Here is a 17876-nt window from a genome sequence, read left to right as displayed (position 1 = left end):
CGTTCCCGCTCGTGGTCAAAGCTCTTCGGGCGTTTGCAGCAGTTCCCCGATCCGGGCCAGGTAGCGGCCGCCGCGAAGGCCGTCGCTGACCCTGTGGTCGGCCGAGAGGGTGGCGGTCACCGCGTACCGCACCCCCAGCATCCCGTTCTCCGCCCACGGCTGTTCCTGCACCCGGCCGAGGCCCAGCAAGGCCACCTGCGGCGGGTAGATCACGCCGAAGACGCAGTCGACGCCGAGGTCGCCCAGGTTGGTCACGGTGAGCGTGGGGTCCGCCATTTCGGCCCGCTGCAGCCGCCCGGCCCGGGCCCTGCCCACCAGGTCGCGCAGCTGGGCCATCAGTTCGTCCAGGGTGAGGGTGTCCGCGTCGTGCAGGGCCGGCGCCACCAGGCCGCCCTGCCGCAGGGCCACCGCCACGCCCAGGTGAACCGCGGGGCTGGGCCGGAATTCGTCGTCGACATAGAAGCCGTTGACCTCCGGTACGTCCCGGGCGGCGAGCGCGGCGGCCTTGAGCAGCAAGGCTGAGGGGACCAGCCGGGCCGCCACGGGCCGTTGCGCGTTGACGTGTTGCATCCAGTCCATGGCCGCGCGCAGGTCCAGCGTGGCACTGAGGTAGTAGTGCGGGATGGTCTGCTTGGAGCGGGACATCAGCGAACCGATCGCCCGCCGGAGCGCCGCGGTCCGGTCCGTCGCCGGGGTTTCGGTGCCGGCCTGTTGTGCCTGGGCGGGCGGCTCCGCCACGGTTTGTCGCTGTCCGCCTTGTTCGGGAGCGGCGGGCGCCGCGGGCGGCTCCGCCAGTGGAGCGCCGGGGACTTCCCGGGTGTCGGCGGCCCGTTGCACGTCCCGCACCGTCACGGCGCCGTCCGGGCCGGTCCCGTCGAGCGTGGAAAGGTCGACGCCGAGCTCCGCTGCGAGGCGGCGGGCGCGGGGCGCCGCGCGAACGCGGCCGGACTCCTCCCGGTCAGGCTCCGCCCGGCCACGCCGCACCGGGCCGGCGGCAGGTCGGGCCGAGTCGGATCGGGAGGCTGCGGCGTGTTCGACGTCGGCCCGGGTGATGGCGCCGAGGCGGCCGGTCCCGTGGATCCGGTCCGTGTCCACGCCGAGCCGGTGGGCCAGGTGCCGGACCGGCGGCGCGACCGGTGCCGGGGCCGGCGGCGGGACTGCGGCAACCGGCCGGGCAACGGACGCCGGGGGAGCCTCCGGCGTCGGCCCGGGGACCTCGGCCGGGGTCTGGGTGATCCGGGCCACGGGTGTTCCCACCGGCACGGTCTGGTTCAGCCCCACCAGCAGTTCCGCCACCACCCCCTCCTGGAAGGACTCGATGTCCATGACGGTCTTGTCCGTGTCCACCACGGCCACCAGGTCGCCGCGGCGGACGTAGTCCCCGGGCTTGACCAGCCATTCGACGATCTTTCCGTGGTCCATGTCCGCCCCGAGGGAAGGCATCAGGAAGTCACCCACGCGCCCCCACCGCCCCGTGCGCGGCCGCCACCACCCGCTCGGCCGAGGGGAGGGCCGCCAGTTCCAGATGCTTGGAGTACGGGATGGGCACCTCGGCGCTGCACACGCGGGCCACCGGTGCGTCGAGCTCGTAGAAAAGCTGCTCGCCAAGCCGGGCACAGATCTCGGCGGAGATGCTGCCGCTGCGCCAACCCTCATCGACGACGACGGCGCGGCGGGTCCGGCGCACAGCGGCGAGGATGGTGGCCTCGTCCAGCGGGCGGAGGGTGCGCAGGTCCAGCACCTCGGCGTCGATCCCGTCCCCGGCGAGCCGGTCCGCGGCCTCCAGGGTCAGCGGCAGCGTCCCGCCGTAGGTGATGAGTGTGATGTCCGTGCCGGGCCGACGGACGGCGGCGGTGGTGATGTCGACGGCGCCGGCATCCTCGGCGAGCTCGCCCTGGACGTTGTAGAGCGAGCCGTGTTCGAAGATCAGCACCGGATCCGGGTCCTGCAGTGCGGTCCAGAGCATTCCGCGGGCGTCCTCCAAGGTGGCGGGGGCGAGGATCCGCAGCCCCGGGATGTGCGCGTACCAGCCCTCGAGGCTGTGCGAGTGCTGGGCGCCGAGCTGCCGGCCCGCCCCGGTGGTCATCCGGACCACCAGCGGGACGTGGAACTGCCCGCCGGACATGTGCAGCAGCGAGGCGGCATTGTTCATCAGCTGGTCCAGGGCCAGCAGGCTGAAGTTGACCGTCATGATCTCGACGATGGGCCGCATCCCGCCGAGGGCCGCCCCGATTCCGGCGCCCACGAAGCCGGACTCGGAGAGCGGGGTGTCCCGGATGCGCTCCGGCCCGAACTCCTCCAGCAGGCCCAGGCTGACGGCGAACGAACCGCCGTACGCGCCCACGTCCTCACCCATCAGGAACACCCGGTCATCGCGCTGCAGCGCGTCCCGGAGTCCGGCGCGGAGGGCCTCCCGGTAGCTGGACTTCATGGCCGGCTCCCGGCGGCGCCGGAACTCCCGGAAGCGCCGGCCTCGCTGTAGACAAACCGTTCCAGGTCCGCGACCGGTTCGGGGGCCCCGGCCTCCGCGAACGCGACGCCGGCTGCGATCTCGGCGTCGGCGTCGGCCTGGAGCTGCTCCCAATCCGCGTCGGAAAGATCGCCGGAACCCGCCAGGGATGTGCGCAACAGTGTGATCGGGTCCCGCTCCTGCCACCGCGCCACCTCGGCCTTGTCCCGGTAGCGTTCCGGGTCGAACATCGAGTGGGCCCGGAACCGGTAGGTGCGCAGCTCCAGGAAGTGCGGCCCGCCGCCGGCCCGGACCGCGTCCACCGCGCGGCGGGCGGTGTCCTCCACCGCCAGCACGTCCATCCCGTCCACCGCCCAGGCGGCCATCTCGTAGCCGGCGGCCTTGAGTGCGATGTCCGTCTGCGACTCGGAGCGGCCCAGCGCGGTGCCCATCGCATAGAGGTTGTTCTCGCAGCAGAACAGCACCGGCAGCTGCCAGAGCGCGGCGAGGTTCATGCTTTCGTGGAATTCGCCCTCCGCGACGGCGCCCTCGCCGAAGAAGCAGGCGGTGACGCGGGGCCGGCCGGCCAGCTTGTCCGCGAGCGCCAGGCCCACCGCGAGCGGCAGTCCGCCGGCCACGATCGCGTTGCCGCCGTAGAAGCGGGTGGCGGCGTCGAACAGGTGCATGGACCCGCCCCGGCCCCGGCAGCAGCCCTCGACGTTGCCGTACATCTCGGCCAGGATGGCGCCGGCGGACACCCCGCGCAGGAGGGCATGGCCGTGCTCGCGGTAGGTGGCGACGACGGCTTCCTCCGGGCCCAGCGCGGACAGCACCCCGGCGGCCACCGCCTCCTCGCCGATGTAGACGTGCAGGAACCCGCGGATCTTGGCGGCACTGTAGAGCTCGACGCATTTCTCCTCGAGCCGGCGCACCCGGAGCATCTGCCGCAGCAGGTCCACGGCGTCCGGGCCGCTCACGCCGGGTCCCCGAACGCCGGGCCGGACTCGATGGTGGAGGTGTCGCCCTCCGGAAGGCCCAGCTCGCGGGCCTTCAGCAGCCGGCGGAGGATCTTGCCGCTGCGGGTCTTCGGCAGCGCCGTGGTGAAGCCCAGCAGCCGCGGCGCCACGGCCGGGCCCAGCCGCTTCCGGGCGAAGGCGATGATGTCCAGCCGCAGCTCCTCGGAGGGTTCGACGCCGGGGCGAAGCTCCACGAACGCCTTCACCACCTCCCCGGCCACCGGGTCCGGGACGCCGATCACTCCCGCCTCGGCGACGGCGTCGTGCTCCATCAGCGAGCTCTCCACCTCGAAGGGGCCGATCAGGTGCCCGGAGGACTTGATCACGTCGTCGCCGCGGCCCACGAACCAGTAGTAGCCGTCGGCGTCGCGCCGGGCCAGGTCGCCGGTTAGGTACCAGCCGCCGGCGAAGCACTTCCGGTAGCGCTCCTCCTCGTTCAGGTAGCCGCGGAACATCGAGGGCCAGCCCGGCCGCAGCGCCAGTTCACCCATGGTGTCCGGGTCCGTGACCAGCACCGCGGCCCCGTCCCGGACCACCGGCTTGTCCGCCTCGTCCCGGACCACCAGGGCCGCCTCGATTCCCGGCAGCGGCCGCCCCATCGACCCGGGCCGGATCTCCGTCGCGGCGAAGTTGGCGATCATGATCCCGCCGGTCTCGGTCTGCCACCAGTTGTCGTGCACGGGCTGGCCGAAGGCTTCCCGGCCCAAGAGGACCACCTCCGGGTTCAGCGGCTCGCCCACGCTGGCGACGAACCGCAGCGCGGACAGGTCATGGCCGGCGGCGCGCTCCGCCCCGGCCTTCATCAGCATCCGCAGGGCCGTGGGCGCCGTGTACCAGACCGAGACGCGCTCGCCGGCGAGGATCCGGTACCAGCGGTCCGCGTCCATTTCCTCCTCGTCCACAATGCTCGTCACGCCGTGGCTGAGCGGGGCGAGGACGCCGTAGGAGGTGCCGGTGACCCAGCCCGGGTCCGCGGTGCACCAGTAGATGTCCTCCGGGTGCAGGTCCAGTGCGAAGGTGCCGGTGGCGTGGTGGGCGGTAACGGCGTCGTGGACGTGGATGGCACCCTTGGGCGTCCCGGTGGTCCCGGAGGTGAAGTGCAGCAGCGCCATGTCCTCCGGCTGCGTCGCGGCGATCTCCTCGTCCGCGGGCGCCTCCGCCAGCAGCGCGGCCAGGTCCAGCGTGCCCGGTTCCGGGTGGCCGTCCGCGTCAGCGAGTAGGACGTGCCGCAGCTCCGGCAGGGCGTCCCGCTGCGGGGCGATCTTCCGCCGGTACAGCGCCCGGGTGGTGACCAGGGCGCGGGCGCCGCCCAGCTGCAGGCGTTGCCGCACCGGCTCGGGGCCGAACGCGGAGAACAGGGGGCAGAAGACGCTGGCGTTCTTGAACGTGCCCAGCATGGCGGTATAGAGGGCGGGGCTGCGGCCCAGAAGTGAGAAGACGCGCTCGCCGCGGCCGACGCCGAGACCGCGCAGCGCCGCGGCGAACCGGTTGCTCCGCTCGGCCAGGTCCGCGTAGGTCAGCGCGTGGGCGCCGCCGTCGGCCCGGATGAACCGCAGCGCCTCCCGGCCGCCGAGCCCGGCCGCCACGTGCCGGTCCACCGCCTCGTACGCGATGTTCAGGCCCCGGCCGCCCGGCAGCCCCGAGAGCTGCCGCCGGGCCTCGTCCCAGCTGAACGCGGCGCGGGCGGCATCGTAATCGGCCAGATGGGGGCGGACCCGGAAGCTGCCGGGATCTTTCCCGATGGCCGGCCAGCGGAGCGAGGGCGCGGTTCCTGCCGTCATGGTTACATCGGACGCCCGCGCCCCGCCGGTGCCAAGAGCCGTTAGTCCCGGCGCCAGAGCGGGGGCCGGGAGCGGACAATGCGGCGGCCGGGCGGAGACAACGCGGGGGCCAAGCGGCCCCGCGTGGGGCCGGTCGGGGCGGCACGTCCGCGCCGGTACTGCCACTAAACTGGGTGCCATGACAGCCTCCACTGACACCGCGGCCGACGCCGCCGCCGCCCGCGCCCGCCTCCTGGAACTGATCAAGGAACTCGCCGTCGTCCGCGGCAAGGTCATCCTCTCCAGCGGCGCCGAGGCCGACTACTACATCGACCTGCGCCGCATCACCCTGCACCACGAGGCCTCCCGCCTGGTGGGCCAGGTCATGCTGGACCTGCTCGACGACGCCGGCATCGACTTCGAGTGCGCCGGCGGCCTGACCATGGGCGCCGACCCTGTGGGCACCGCGGTGATGCACGCCGCCGTCGACGCCGGCCGCCCGGTGGACGCGTTCGTGGTCCGCAAGGCGCAGAAGTCCTACGGCATGGGCCGCCAGGTGGAAGGCCCCTCCGTGGAGGGCCGCAATGTCCTGGTCCTGGAGGACACCTCCACCACCGGCGGCTCCGCGCTGACCGCGGTCGAGGGTGTGCGGAAGGCCGGCGGCAACGTGGTGGCCGTCGCCGTGATCGTGGACCGGGCCACCGGTGCCAAGGAAAAGATCGAGGCCGAGGCCGGCGTGCCCTACCTGTTTGCCTTCGGCAAGGACGAACTGGGCCTGGACTAAGGGTTTTCCCTGCAGCGGAATCCTCTGGACCGGGTTTGGGGCCCGACTTATCATTTCCTCAACACCCGCGCCGGCATCCCGGCGCCTGCAGCCGGAGAACACCGCCCATGCTCCCATCCCATGACCACACCGAAACCGACCCTGGAACGCTGGTGGACCAGGTCCAGGACCTCATCCTCGACAGCAGCGACTTCGAGGAGTTCCTGAACGACCTGGCGCGGTTCTCCGCACACCAGGTGGCCGGCGACGGCGAGGACGCGCTCTGCGGAATCACCCTGCTGCGCGACCGGAAGGCCGCCACGATCGGCTGGAGCAGCGACGACGCCCGGGCGATCGACGAGATCCAGTACCGGCTGGCGCAGGGTCCCTGCCTGACGGCGGCGCAGGAGGAACGCGAGGTCTACGTCCCCGACCTGCTGGACGAGGAGCGGTGGGGTCCGGAGTACGCGGACGCCGTGGCCTCATTCGGCCTGCGCTCGGTGCTCTCCGTCCCGTTCCACCTGCAGGGCGAGGCGCAGGCGGCGCTGAACCTGTACTCCGACGTCCCGCGCAAGTTCGACGGCGAAGCGGCCGACAAGGCCCGCCACTACACCCGGCAGATCAGCCAGGCGCTGCGCATGGCCGTGCGCTGCTCGCTGCACGCGGACAGCGCCAGCAACCTGCGCGCCACCCTGGAGTCCCGCACGGTGATCGATATGGCCATCGGCATCGTCATGGCCCAGAACCGCTGCGACCAGGAGACCGCGGTGCGGATCCTGACGGACGCCTCCAACCACGGGAACATAAAACTCCGTGAGGTGGCGACCTCGCTGGTGAAGTCCGTGGGTGGTTCCGGCACCCGGACCCACTATCAGGAGCCGGGCCGGCAAGCCGCGGGCTGATCCGGGAACTTGTGCCGCTAGTATTCGGCCGATAGTCTGGGCGAGGTTGAGCCGTCGGCCAAAGATACCTTCTTTGGAGTACCTATGGACCAATCCCTGAACGCTCACGTAAAGCTCGACGTCGGCCTCGACATCGTCCGGATCGATGTTATTGGCACCCTTAACCGCGAAACCCGTCCGGCCCTCCTGCAGCTGATCCAGCGCATCCGCCGCTCCGGTTTCACCTGGCACATCCGCGTGGATCTCTCCCGCTCGCCCTTCGTCGAATCTGCCGCCCTCGCCGGCCTGCGCCACGACCTCAACGCCATCGACGGCCAGAGCCGCCAGCTGGACCTCTCCGGCGCGCCGCCCCTTTCCGCCGGGGTCTCGCTGGAACTGCAGTGCTCAGCCGACGCGTCCGGCAGCGTCTTCGAGGACCTGGACTTCGCCGCCGGCGACTTCCATGCCGCCAAAATCCGTCCGCTGGGCCGGTACTCGGATGCCGAACTGCTGGCGGCCTCGGACGACGCCTTCAGCAAGCTCGACGATCCCGCCCGCGGCGCCGCCTCCGAGCTGCTGGCCCACTATGAGGACATCCGGTTCGAGATGTCCCGCCGCGAATTCGACCGCGAAACCGAAACCCTCTGACCTGTCCGGGCGCCCCGGACCCGGCGGCCCCCTACACCCTAGATCGGCGCATTTTCCCGTGGCCACCGGAGTGGTTACGGTTGTGGTGTGCCGCGTGAGACCGAAGTGACGGAGGGCGGAACCGCGAAGGCGGATGCCCGGCTCCTCCGGCACGCCGCCGAACTGGAACGGTTCTCCCGGCGGAACTTCCTGATCGGCGCCGGCACCGCGGGACTCCTGGCCGCGGACATGCTCTTCACCCGCCGCGTCCAGGCCGAGCGCCGGGTGAACAAGATCCTGACCGTGCCCGACGACGTCGCCGAACGCTACTACCCGCGCGCCAGCTGGATCCTCTTCCCGGGCTTCAAGACCAGCTGGGAGGAGGCCCAGTGGATCCTGAACTCCCTGCGTGGCGCCATGAACAAACGCGGCCAGCTGGCCGCCGTCGGCTACTCCAACGTGGGCCTGGAGATCGACAAGATCGTGATCGCCGTGATCGAGCACGTGCGCGCCCACAAGCTGGAGACCCTCTACTTTTACGGCCACAGCTTCGGCGGGATGGTCGCCGTGCAGGTGGCCGCCCGGCTGCTGGAACTGCACGGCGTCAAGGTGGCCTTCATCCTGCTGGACTCCAGCCCCGCAACCCGCAGCGACGTGCTGGACCAGAGCTGGTTCGAGGGTGTGGTGTTCCTCTACGAGAGCGGCGTCCGGTTCCCCACGGTGCTGCGCGGCGGCTACGAGCTCGGCGAACGGGTGCTCAACAAACACGAGCGCACCTGGGGCCAGATCGTCGACCAGACACTCGAGCAGCTTTCCCCGATCGCGCCGTCCAGCGTCCTGATCCAGAGCGAGTCCGCCTACATCTACCACTTCGATCCGGGCCGGTACGTGGGCAAGCTCGGCGACGCCAGGATGGCGTTCATCGGCAACCCGGCGGACCGGACCGTCAGCTACGAGACGGCCCGGGACTCCTGGATGCTGCGGTTCGCGGGCAACATGGTCTCCGACTCGCTGCAGACCGACGGCGCCCGGCCGGCCCACGCCAGCCCCCAGTGGAACCCGGGGATCTACAAGCAGCTGGTCGAGCAGCTCCAGGACCAGATCCTGCCCCTTCCGGCCGGCGGCGGCCGGAAGGTGGCGTTCTAGCGGCCTAAATCTGGTTCTTGAGGTCCGCCACCGAGTTCAGGATCTGGTTGGGCCGGAACGGGTAGGCGGCGATGTCGTCCTTGTGGGTGATGCCGCTGAGCACCAGCACCGTGTGCAGGCCCGCCTCCATGCCGGCGATAATGTCCGTGTCCATCCGGTCCCCGATCATGGCCGTGGTCTCCGAGTGGGCGTCGATCTGGTTCATCGCGGATCGGAACATCATGGGGTTCGGCTTGCCGACAATGTAGGGTTCCCGGCCGGTGGCCTTGGTGATCAGGGCGGCGATCGCCCCGGTGGCCGGCATGGGGCCGTCCTTGGAGGGGCCGGTGGCGTCCGGGTTGGTGGCGATGAACCGTGCCCCGCCCAGGATCAGCCGGATGGCCATGGTGATGGCCTCGAAGGAGTAGGTGCGGGTCTCGCCGAGCACCACGAAGTCCGGGTCCTGGTCGGTGAGGATGAAGCCCGCCTCATGCAGCGCCGTCGTCAGGCCCGCCTCGCCGATCGTGTAGGCGCGGTTGCCGGAGTCGGAGCCGCGGACCTGGTCCTTAAGGAACTGGGCCGTGGCCAGCGCCGAGGTCCAGATGTTCTCCTCGGGGATCTCCAGGCCGGAGCTGCGCAGCCGGGCGGCGAGGTCCCGCGGAGTGAAGATCGAGTTGTTGGTCAGCACCAGGAAGCGCCGGGAGGTGTCCACCCAGCGCTGGATCAGTTCGGCCGCGCCGGGGATGGGCTGGTTCTCATGCACCAGCACGCCGTCCATGTCCGTCAGCCAGCACTCGATGTCCTGGCCGCTGCGGTACACCGACGCGGTGGAACGGGTCTCGTCCGCGTCCTGCCGCTGCTCTGAGTGGTGCTCTGACTGCTCCGCCATGGTGCCCTCCGCCGATAGTGTTCCGCTACTGCTCCCAGTCTAATGTTGAGGAGTGACCCAGCCAGAAGTAACGCCAGCAGCAGAGCCTGAACCCGGGCAGGAACCGGAGATCGGCGTCGGGCCCTGGAGCGGGCCGCTGCCCGAGGGGGACCACTGGGACCCGGACCTGCTGGCCGACGGGGACCGCCGCAACGTCCTGGACAAGTACCGGTACTGGAAGCACGAGGCGATCGTCGCAGAGCTGGACTCGCGCCGCCACAACTTCCACATCGCCATCGAAAACTGGCAGCACGACATGAACATCGGCACCGTGGTCCGGACGGCGAACGCCTTCCTGGCCAAGGAGGTGCACATCATCGGACGACGGCGGTGGAACCGGCGCGGCGCCATGGTCACCGACCGTTACCAGCACGTCCGCCACCATCCCACGGTGGAGGACTTCGTGGCGTGGGCGCAGGGGGAGAACCTCGCGATCATCGGGATCGACATCTTCCCGGACTCGGTGCCGCTGGAGACCTACGAACTCCCGCGCGACTGCGTGCTGGTGTTCGGCCAGGAAGGTCCCGGCCTGACCCCCGAGGTGCACGCCGCCGCGGTGGACACCCTCTCCATCGAGCAATTCGGCTCCACCCGGTCCATCAACGCCGCCTCGGCCGCCGCGATCGCGATGCACGCCTGGATCCGCCGGCACGTCTTCAACCAGCTCCCCGGCTAGGCCGGCAGTAAGGACCGTTCTTTAGATCGGCCGGCCCGCAGCGAACACCGCCGTGACGGCCAGGTCCTCATCCAGCAGGACCGCGTCCGCCTGGTACCCCGGCGCCAGCAGCCCCAGGTCCGTGCCCCGGCCGATCGCCCGAGCCGGCGTCCCGGTCAGCGCCTTCACCGCCTCCGTCAGCGGGATGCCCGCGTCCCGCACCGCCCGGCGCAGGGCCTCGTCAAGCGTCAGGGTGGACCCGGCGATGGGGCCTTCCGCGTCCCCGGTCCCGGCCAGTCGCGCCACGCCGCCGCGCACCGTGACGGGCAGCGTGCCCAGCCGGTAGCTACCGTCCGCGGCGCCGGCGGCGGCCATCGCGTCGCTGACCAGCGCCACCCGGCCGGGGGCTCCGGTGAAGGCCAGCCGCACCATCTCCGGGTGGACGTGGACGCCGTCATTGATCACCTCAAGGGTCACGCCTGGGGAGCGGAACGCCGCGGCAACGGGCCCGGGCTCGCGGTGGTGCAGCCCCGGCATCGCGTTGAAGGCGTGCGTGAGGATGGAAGCGCCTGCGTCGAACGCGGCGAGGGCGGCGTCGTACCCGGCGGCGGTGTGTCCGACGGCGACCGCGACGCCGGCGTCCAGCAGGGTGCGGAGGGCCGCCATGGCGCCGGGAAGTTCCGGGGCGAGGGTCCACTGTCGGAGCGTGCCGCGTCCCGCCGCCAGCAGCGCAGCGACGTCCTCCGGGCCCGGGGCGCGGAGCAGGGCGGGGTCGTGGGCGCCGCGGAATGTGTCGGCGAGGAAGGGGCCCTCCAGGTGGGCGCCCAGGATGAGCGGGTCCGTTTCGGCCGCGTCGGCGACGGCGGCGAGCCGGGCTTCCAGGTCCGGCCGGGCGGCGGTGACGAGGGAGAGGACCAGCCGCGTGGTGCCGTGGCGGTGGTGGGTGGCCAGGGCCCGGCCGATCGCGGCCGCCCCGCCGTCGCCAGCCCCGGCGTCGAACGCGGCGCCGCCCCCGCCGTGGCAGTGCAGGTCGATGAAACCCGGCGTCAGCCAGCGGCCGGCCGCGTCCGTGATGGCGCACCCGGCGCCCGGAGCATCAAGACCGTCTCCGGCCCCGTTGTCGGCAAGAGCGCCGCCGGGGTGAGTGACCAGGTCCCGCCAACCGTCCCCGGACCCGACGGCCGCGACTGTGGTCCCGGCAAACGCCACCCAGGCGTCAGCGGTGATGGACCCGCCGGAGACGAGGCGGGCCGAGTGGATGATGCGGGTGGGCTGACCGGGCATGATGCTGCCACCCTATCCGCTCCGGTCCGGGGGCAGTGTTACAGCCGGGAGTGAGCGGAACCACTGCCGTCCGGCGGGAATGGCTAGGATGGTGCGTAGCCGACGAGGTTCACCCCAGGGGTCAGCCCAGCCCGCAGACGAAATTCACCTAAGGAGTCAGCATGCCCATTGCAACCCCAGAGATTTACTCCGAGATGATCGACCGCGCGAAGACGGGCGGTTTCGCTTTCCCCGCCGTCAACGTGACCTCCTCCCAGACCCTGAACGCCGCCCTCCGCGGCTTCGCCGAGGCCGAGTCCGACGGCATCGTCCAGGTCTCCACCGGCGGTGCCGCCTACTGGTCCGGCGCCTCCACCAAGGACATGGTGGCCGGCTCCCTGGGCTTCGCCGCGTTCGCCCGCGAGGTCGCCAAGAACTACGGCGTCAACATCGCCCTGCACACGGACCACTGCCCCAAGGACAAGCTGGATGGCTTCGTCCTGCCGCTGCTGGCCGCCTCCGAGGCCGAGGTCAAGGCCGGCCGCAACCCGCTCTTCAACTCCCACATGTGGGACGGCTCCGCCGAAACCCTGCAGGAGAACCTCAAGATCGCCCGTGACCTGCTGGCCCGCACCGCGGCCGCCAAGATGATCCTCGAGGTCGAGATCGGCACGGTCGGCGGCGAGGAAGACGGCGTCGAGAACGCCATCAACGACAAGCTCTACACCACGGTTGAGGACGCCCTCGCCACGATCGACGCCCTTGGCGCCGGCGAGAACGGCCGCTACATCACCGCCCTGACCTTCGGCAACGTGCACGGCGTGTACAAGCCCGGCGGCGTGAAGCTGCGCCCGGAGATCCTCAAGGACATCCAGGAGCAGGTGGGCGCCAAGATCGGCAAGGCCAACCCGTTCGACCTGGTCTTCCACGGCGGCTCCGGCTCCTCCGAGAAGGAAATCGCCGACGCGGTCTCCTACGGCGTCATCAAGATGAACATCGACACCGACACCCAGTACGCCTACACCCGCCCGGTGGTGGACCACATGTTCCGCAACTACGACGGCGTCCTGAAGATCGACGGCGAGGTCGGCAACAAGAAGATGTACGACCCGCGCGTCTGGGGCGCCTCCGCCGAGGCCGGCCTGGCCGCCCGCGTGGTCGAAGCCGCCCAGCAGCTCGGCTCCACCGGCAAGACGTTCTAACCGTGTCGGACGAATTCCGGAAGAACCTGCTGGGCCCCGAACCCACCCTCCTGCCCGCCGAGACAGAGGTCACCGCGGGCCTGGATGCCGGGCACGAGGCCCTGGACCTGGTGGAGAAGCACCCGACGTCCTCGCTGCTCTGGGCCGTGCTGGCCGAGGAAGCGTGGAAAGAAGGCCGGACCATCGATTCCTACGCCTACTCCCGCGTCGGCTACCACCGCGGCCTGGACGCCCTCCGGCGCAACGGCTGGCGCGGCGCCGGCCCGATCCCCTGGGAGCACGAGCCGAATCAGGGCTTCCTGCGGGCGCTGTACTCGCTCGGCCGGGCCTCCGCAGCGATCGGTGAGGCCGAGGAGCCGGAGCGGATCGAGAAGTTCCTGCAGGAGTCCGATCCCACGGCCAAAGCCGCCATCGAAGCGCGCGGCTGACCCAGCGCCGCCCCGGATGACCCGGGACCAGACGACGACGGCGGGTGCCCACCGAAAGGTGGACACCCGCCGTCGCGGTTCAAGCTGGCCCACGCCCGCAGGGTTCCCTGGCCGAGCTTGCGAGGTTAGGGAGCGGGTGGGGACGATCAGGCCTTCGCCAGGCCGGTGCGGGCCATCGCGTCCGCGTAGGCTACGCGCATGTCCTCGAGGTACTGCTCCTGCCGTGCAGGGGTGCCGGCGAAGGCGCGGCCGCTGAGCGAACGCACCTTGTAGGTCTTCAGGCCGCGGCGCCAGATCATCGGCACCTCGGTCTTCAGCAGCAGGTTGGCCAGCCGGTTGGCCTCGGTGCCGTGGGCGACGATCACGGAGGCGCGGGGGACCAGGGCCAGGAACTTCAGCAGCGGCTTGAGGCCGGCGGAGATCTGGTCCGGGGTGAACTTGCCGTTGGGCTCGCCCTCGACGTGCCACGGGTGGACATTCCACGGCATCACGAACTCGGGGCGCAGGCCCAGCTTCCACTGGATGCCCAGCAGACGGGTGGCGGCGTCGGAATCGCCGGCAGTGATGAACCCGGACGGGTCCGCGGTGCCGATGTTGGAGAACAGGCTCACGATGCGGCATTCGTCCACGTCGTGGGCGGGATCGACGTAGGGGACGGTGGTGCCGGCCTTGGCGGTCTGGAGGGCGTCGCACAGCTCGTTGACCGGGGCGACATTGGCCTCGTAGCGGCGGTTAAAGAGCTGTTCGCGGAAATTTTCAGTGGCCAGGGCTGTCATGTGGTGCTGGGTCTCCTGCGGGATTGGTAACGCCGCCAGACCGGCCGCGGGCGCGCCAAAGGAAGGCGCGCCGCGGCCGATGTGGTGTGGAAATGTGGTGTGGGCCGGAAACCTGTCCGGCCGTTACCAGTCTACCAAGATCCCGCCGGCCGGCCGCCGGTCACCAAAGTCGCGTGGTGGCCCGCCGTGCTCCCTCGCCCAGCGCCTCAAGCTTGGCGAAGGCGATCTGCGGGTGGACGCGGCCGCCGAGGCCACAGTCCGTGGAGGCAATCACGTTCTCCCGGCCCACCAGTTCGGCGAACCGCACGATCCGGTCCGCCACCAGATCCGGGTGCTCGACGACGTTTGTGGCGTGCGAGACGACGCCCGGGATGATCGACTTTCCTTCGGGAAGCTTGGTGTCCTCCCACACCCGCCACTCGTGCTCGTGCCGGACATTGGCAGCCTCGAAGGAGTACGCGCCGGCGTTGACCTGCAGCACCGAGCCGATGATGTCCTGGAACGGGATGTCCGTGGTGTGCGGGCCGTGCCAGGAACCCCAGCAGACGTGCAGCCGGATCTGCTCCTGCGGGAGGTCCCGGAGCGCCCAGTTGGTGGCCTCCACCCGGAGCTGGATGAACTTGAGGTAGTCCTCCAGGCTGGGCTCGGGGTTGATCTGGTCCCAGCTCTCGGCCAGCGACGGGTCGTCCAGCTGGACGGTCAGGCCGGCGTCGATGATGGCCTTGTACTCCTCGCGCATGGCGTCCGCGCAGGCGTAGAGCAGTTCCTCGTCGCTCTGGTAATACTCGTTGGCCACCCGGGCGCAGGAACCCGGGGAGAGGGAAGCGACGAAGCCCTCCGTCAGGCCCGCCGCGGCGAGGCCGGTCTTGAGGTTGGCGACGTCGGAGGCCACCAGGTCCTGGCCCGTGTAGGTCAGCGGCCCGGCGATCTTGGGCTGGGTGACGGACTTGCGGTGCGAGAGAATGCCCGAGGACGGGTCGTTGTAGGCGTCGTTGAACTTTTGCCGGTCGCGGCGGTCCGGGAAGGACGTCAGGACGATGTGGCCCGGTGAGGAGCGGTGCACCTGGGCGTCGGCCCAGCGGTCCACATTGGTCGGTTCCAGGCCGCCGAGGCGCGAGAAGGAGTAGTTCCACCAGGCGCCGTAGTCCACGGAGCTGGACATGGTGTGGCCGTATTCGCCGTCGTTGGCGATGTCGATGCCCAGGTCGCTTTGGCGCTGCACCACGTCCTTGACCGAGGTTTCCAGGAGATCCAGGAATTCGGGGGTGATCCCGTCCTTTTCCTTGGCCTCGTTCGCGGCGATCAGTTCCGGGGTGCGGGGCAAGGACCCGGCGTGGGTGACGCGGATGTGGTCGGTGTTCTGGGACGAGTGGGAGGTCATGGCTCGGTTTCCTTTCCATCGGTCCTGGCGGTAGCACCGTGGCCGGCCGCGGCAGACGCCTTGCGGGGCGGTCCGGGTCCTGCGGGGTTGCTGCGGCGTCAACGGTCCAGGTCCCTCGGCCGCTCGGGATGGTCACTCCCACTACATTCCACCCGTGCTCCGCCCGCAAGTTGTTCCCATAATGTGTCACGGGCCCGTGGTGGCGGCCGAAAACGCGCCGCCGGCTCCGTCGTCGGCTAAACTTGGGTGGTAAGAGCCCCTGACTGCCCGCAGCGGTAGAGTCGGGGCATTCTCATGAACGGTGCCGGACTGCGGAACCACCTGGTGGACCGAAGCACGGCCCGAACGAATGGGGGAGGATCCCATGCCAGCAATCGTGATCGTCGGAGCCCAGTGGGGCGACGAGGGCAAAGGTAAAGCCACCGACCTGCTCGGCGGCCGCGTCGACTACGTCGTCAAGCCCAACGGCGGCAACAACGCCGGCCATACCGTCGTCGTAGGCGGTGAGAAGTACGAGCTGAAGCTCCTTCCTGCCGGCATCCTCAGCCCCAACGCCATCCCGGTGATCGGCAATGGCTGCGTGGTGAACCTCGAGGCCCTGTTCCAGGAGATCGACGGGCTCGAGGCCCGCGGCGCGGACACGTCCCGGCTGCGCGTCTCCGCCAACGCCCACCTCGTGGCGCCCTATCACCAGGTGCTGGACAAGGTCACCGAGCGGTTCCTCGGCAGCCGCGCCATCGGCACGACCGGCCGCGGGATCGGCCCGGCCTACATGGACAAGGTGGCCCGCCTCGGCATCCGCGTCCAAGACGTCTTCGACGAGTCCATCCTGCGCCAGAAGGTCGAGGGCTCGCTGCGGCAGAAGAACGAACTGCTGGTCAAGGTCTACAACCGCCGCGACATCGAGGTGGACGAGATCGTGGACTACTTCCTCTCCTTCGCCGAGCGCCTCCGCCCCTTGGTCGTGGACAGCACCTTCCTGCTGAACACGGCGCTGGACGAGGGGAAGGTGGTCCTCATGGAGGGCGGCCAGGCCACGTTCCTCGACGTCGACCACGGCACCTACCCGTTCGTGACCTCCTCGAACCCGACCGCCGGCGGCGCGTCCGTGGGCTCGGGCATCGGCCCCACCCGGATTTCCCGCTCGATCGGCATCATCAAGGCGTACACCACGCGTGTCGGCGCCGGACCGTTCCCCACCGAGCTGTTCGACGAGATGGGCGTGTACCTGCAGAAGACCGGCGGTGAGTTCGGCGTCAACACCGGCCGCCCGCGCCGCTGCGGCTGGTACGACGCCGTGCTGGCCCGGCACGCTTCCCGCGTGAACGGCTTCACCGACTACTTCGTCACCAAGCTGGACGTGCTCACCGGCATCGAGCAGATCCCGGTCTGCGTGGCCTACGACGTCGACGGCGTCCGGCACGATGAGATGCCGATGACCCAGACCGAGTTCCACCACGCGAAGCCGATCTTCGAGTTCTTCGACGGCTGGACCGAGGACATCACCGGCGCCCGCGCCCTGGACGACCTGCCGGAGAACGCCCGCAACTACGTGCTGGCGCTTGAGAAGCTCTCCGGTACCCGGTTCTCCGCGATCGGCGTCGGCCCGGACCGCGACCAGACGATCGTGGTCAACGACCTGATCAACGACTGACGCAATGGAGGGCCGAGGCCCCGACAGCGCCCGACGGCGGCGTCCCACCCGGAACGGTGGGGCGCCGCCGTCGCCGTTTAACCCCGGGGCAACCCCGGAAAACTCCAGAAAAACCCCGGAAATCCGCGGCGGAACGGTCCTGGGAAAAAGAAATCAAAGAATTTTCCGGATCCGCGTAACCTTTTCGGCCCTCCCGGCGATTACCCCTATGTAAGCGCCGCATGGGACCTGGACCCCAACCACGTTCCGCGGCGCGGCCGCGAAGCTACCGCACGGCACCCGCCCCCATCGGGCGCCGCGGGCTTCGCCGGAAGGATCCGACGGGCACCTGCCCCCATCAGGTGCCGACGGGATCCCAACTGTAAGAGCCGGCGGGCGCCCGCCCCCATCGGGCGCCGCCGGCCCTCCACAACCAAAGGATGCAATTTTCATGAAGAGTGTTAGCAAGACCACCAAGATTGCTGTCGGCGCCGCCATTCTCGCGGTCGGAGGCTTCTCCGGAATCGGCCTGGCCAACGCGGCCCAGGTCTCGAACACCCAGCAGGCTGAAGTGAGCAACGCTACGCCCGCCACCCCGGCCGTTCCGGCGACCCCGTCGCTGCCCGCCGTTCCGGCTACCCCGGCCGTTCCGGCTGTGCCGTCCGCCCCCGCCGTTGACGGTGCCGCCAAGGGCGACGCCTCCGTCAAGGGTGCCGACGAGTCCGCCGAAGGCTCCGTCTCCGCCGAAAAGGACGGCGTAACCGTCGACGGCGCCGCCAACGCCAAGGGCGCCGCAGAGGCCCAGGCTCACGCCGGCGTCACCGTGGCCACCCCGGCCGTCCCGGGTGCCAAGGACCTCCCCGCTACCCCGGCCGTCCCGTCGGTGGATGTCCCGCAGGTGAAGAAGTAAGCACTGCCCATCTCCTTTCGGAGGTGACGGGGTGCGGCCGCTAAGATCTTGGGGGCCGCACCCCACAGCAGTAAACGGA

At 70.3% G+C, this 17876-nt stretch carries 17 protein-coding genes; 9 read left to right on the top strand and 8 right to left on the bottom strand.

The features are described 5' to 3' along the window. Window positions 1-15 precede the first annotated feature (15 nt). From QWJ39_RS05865 to acsA, 4 genes are read right to left on the bottom strand one after another with little or no spacing between them, the layout of a single operon-like run. Complete coding sequence (locus QWJ39_RS05865; protein WP_290256790.1) at window positions 16-1443, bottom strand: dihydrolipoamide acetyltransferase family protein; 1428 nt, start codon at window positions 1441-1443, stop codon at window positions 16-18. Between the two features lie 7 nt (window positions 1444-1450). Beyond that, window positions 1451-2431, bottom strand: a complete 981-nt coding sequence (locus tag QWJ39_RS05860; RefSeq protein ID WP_290256788.1) for a pyruvate dehydrogenase complex E1 component subunit beta — start codon at window positions 2429-2431, stop codon at window positions 1451-1453. Next, window positions 2428-3426, bottom strand: coding sequence for a pyruvate dehydrogenase (acetyl-transferring) E1 component subunit alpha (gene pdhA, locus QWJ39_RS05855; protein ID WP_290256787.1), 999 nt, complete (start codon window positions 3424-3426; stop codon window positions 2428-2430). The genes QWJ39_RS05860 and pdhA overlap by 4 nt, the downstream gene beginning before the upstream one ends. After that, the gene (gene acsA, locus QWJ39_RS05850) at window positions 3423-5246 is read right to left on the bottom strand and encodes an acetate--CoA ligase (protein ID WP_290256786.1); all 1824 of its coding nucleotides are present in this window, start codon (window positions 5244-5246) and stop codon (window positions 3423-3425) included. The genes pdhA and acsA overlap by 4 nt, the downstream gene beginning before the upstream one ends. A gap of 178 nt (window positions 5247-5424) precedes the next feature. Here acsA and pyrE point away from each other — a divergent pair, with 178 nt between their 5' ends. From pyrE to QWJ39_RS05830, 4 genes are all read left to right on the top strand, one after another. Continuing rightward, window positions 5425-6009: an orotate phosphoribosyltransferase gene (gene pyrE / locus QWJ39_RS05845; protein WP_290256785.1), complete on the top strand. Its 585-nt coding sequence runs from the start codon at window positions 5425-5427 to the stop codon at window positions 6007-6009. Between the two features lie 107 nt (window positions 6010-6116). After that, window positions 6117-6890 carry a GAF and ANTAR domain-containing protein gene (locus QWJ39_RS05840; protein WP_290256784.1) on the top strand — a complete coding sequence of 258 codons (774 nt, stop codon included), beginning with the start codon at window positions 6117-6119 and terminating at the stop codon, window positions 6888-6890. A gap of 84 nt (window positions 6891-6974) precedes the next feature. Continuing rightward, window positions 6975-7517, top strand: coding sequence for a hypothetical protein (locus tag QWJ39_RS05835; RefSeq protein ID WP_290256783.1), 543 nt, complete (start codon window positions 6975-6977; stop codon window positions 7515-7517). 87 nt (window positions 7518-7604) lie between these two features. Further along, window positions 7605-8642 carry a thioesterase domain-containing protein gene (locus QWJ39_RS05830; RefSeq protein WP_290256782.1) on the top strand — a complete coding sequence of 346 codons (1038 nt, stop codon included), beginning with the start codon at window positions 7605-7607 and terminating at the stop codon, window positions 8640-8642. Between the two features lie 4 nt (window positions 8643-8646). On the opposite strand, the gene QWJ39_RS05825 is transcribed toward QWJ39_RS05830, so the two are convergent. After that, window positions 8647-9510: an HAD-IIA family hydrolase gene (locus QWJ39_RS05825; protein ID WP_290256781.1), complete on the bottom strand. Its 864-nt coding sequence runs from the start codon at window positions 9508-9510 to the stop codon at window positions 8647-8649. 52 nt (window positions 9511-9562) lie between these two features. On the opposite strand from QWJ39_RS05825, the gene QWJ39_RS05820 reads away from it, so the two are divergent. After that, window positions 9563-10225: a TrmH family RNA methyltransferase gene (locus QWJ39_RS05820; protein ID WP_290256780.1), complete on the top strand. Its 663-nt coding sequence runs from the start codon at window positions 9563-9565 to the stop codon at window positions 10223-10225. Between the two features lie 21 nt (window positions 10226-10246). On the opposite strand, the gene QWJ39_RS05815 is transcribed toward QWJ39_RS05820, so the two are convergent. Beyond that, window positions 10247-11488: an amidohydrolase family protein gene (locus QWJ39_RS05815; protein ID WP_290256779.1), complete on the bottom strand. Its 1242-nt coding sequence runs from the start codon at window positions 11486-11488 to the stop codon at window positions 10247-10249. Between the two features lie 161 nt (window positions 11489-11649). Between QWJ39_RS05815 and fbaA the strand changes: the two genes are divergently transcribed. Together fbaA and QWJ39_RS05805 are read left to right on the top strand one after the other, a co-directional pair. Then, window positions 11650-12669, top strand: a complete 1020-nt coding sequence (gene fbaA, locus QWJ39_RS05810) for a class II fructose-bisphosphate aldolase (protein ID WP_290256778.1) — start codon at window positions 11650-11652, stop codon at window positions 12667-12669. Window positions 12670-12671: 2 nt separating this feature from the next. Then, complete coding sequence (locus QWJ39_RS05805; RefSeq protein ID WP_290256777.1) at window positions 12672-13097, top strand: DUF3151 domain-containing protein; 426 nt, start codon at window positions 12672-12674, stop codon at window positions 13095-13097. A gap of 146 nt (window positions 13098-13243) precedes the next feature. On the opposite strand, the gene QWJ39_RS05800 is transcribed toward QWJ39_RS05805, so the two are convergent. Beyond that, on the bottom strand, window positions 13244-13873 hold the full coding sequence (locus QWJ39_RS05800) for a uracil-DNA glycosylase (protein ID WP_290256775.1): 630 nt from the start codon (window positions 13871-13873) through the stop codon (window positions 13244-13246). A 160-nt stretch (window positions 13874-14033) separates the two neighbouring features. Further along, window positions 14034-15254: a cobalamin-independent methionine synthase II family protein gene (locus tag QWJ39_RS05795; RefSeq protein WP_290256774.1), complete on the bottom strand. Its 1221-nt coding sequence runs from the start codon at window positions 15252-15254 to the stop codon at window positions 14034-14036. Between the two features lie 364 nt (window positions 15255-15618). On the opposite strand from QWJ39_RS05795, the gene QWJ39_RS05790 reads away from it, so the two are divergent. Together QWJ39_RS05790 and QWJ39_RS05785 are read left to right on the top strand one after the other, a co-directional pair. After that, a complete protein-coding gene (locus QWJ39_RS05790; protein ID WP_290256773.1) occupies window positions 15619-16908 on the top strand; it encodes an adenylosuccinate synthase in 1290 nt (429 codons plus the stop codon). Between the two features lie 430 nt (window positions 16909-17338). Continuing rightward, window positions 17339-17797: a hypothetical protein gene (locus tag QWJ39_RS05785; RefSeq protein ID WP_290256772.1), complete on the top strand. Its 459-nt coding sequence runs from the start codon at window positions 17339-17341 to the stop codon at window positions 17795-17797. Window positions 17798-17876: the final 79 nt, after the last annotated feature.

The sequence above is a fragment of the Arthrobacter sp. YD4 genome (genome assembly GCF_030410515.1).
In the GTDB taxonomy this organism is placed as follows: Bacteria; Actinomycetota; Actinomycetes; order Actinomycetales; family Micrococcaceae; genus Arthrobacter.
Note: the sequence above shows the minus strand (reverse complement) of the source record. Positions and strands in the feature narration are given on the sequence as shown.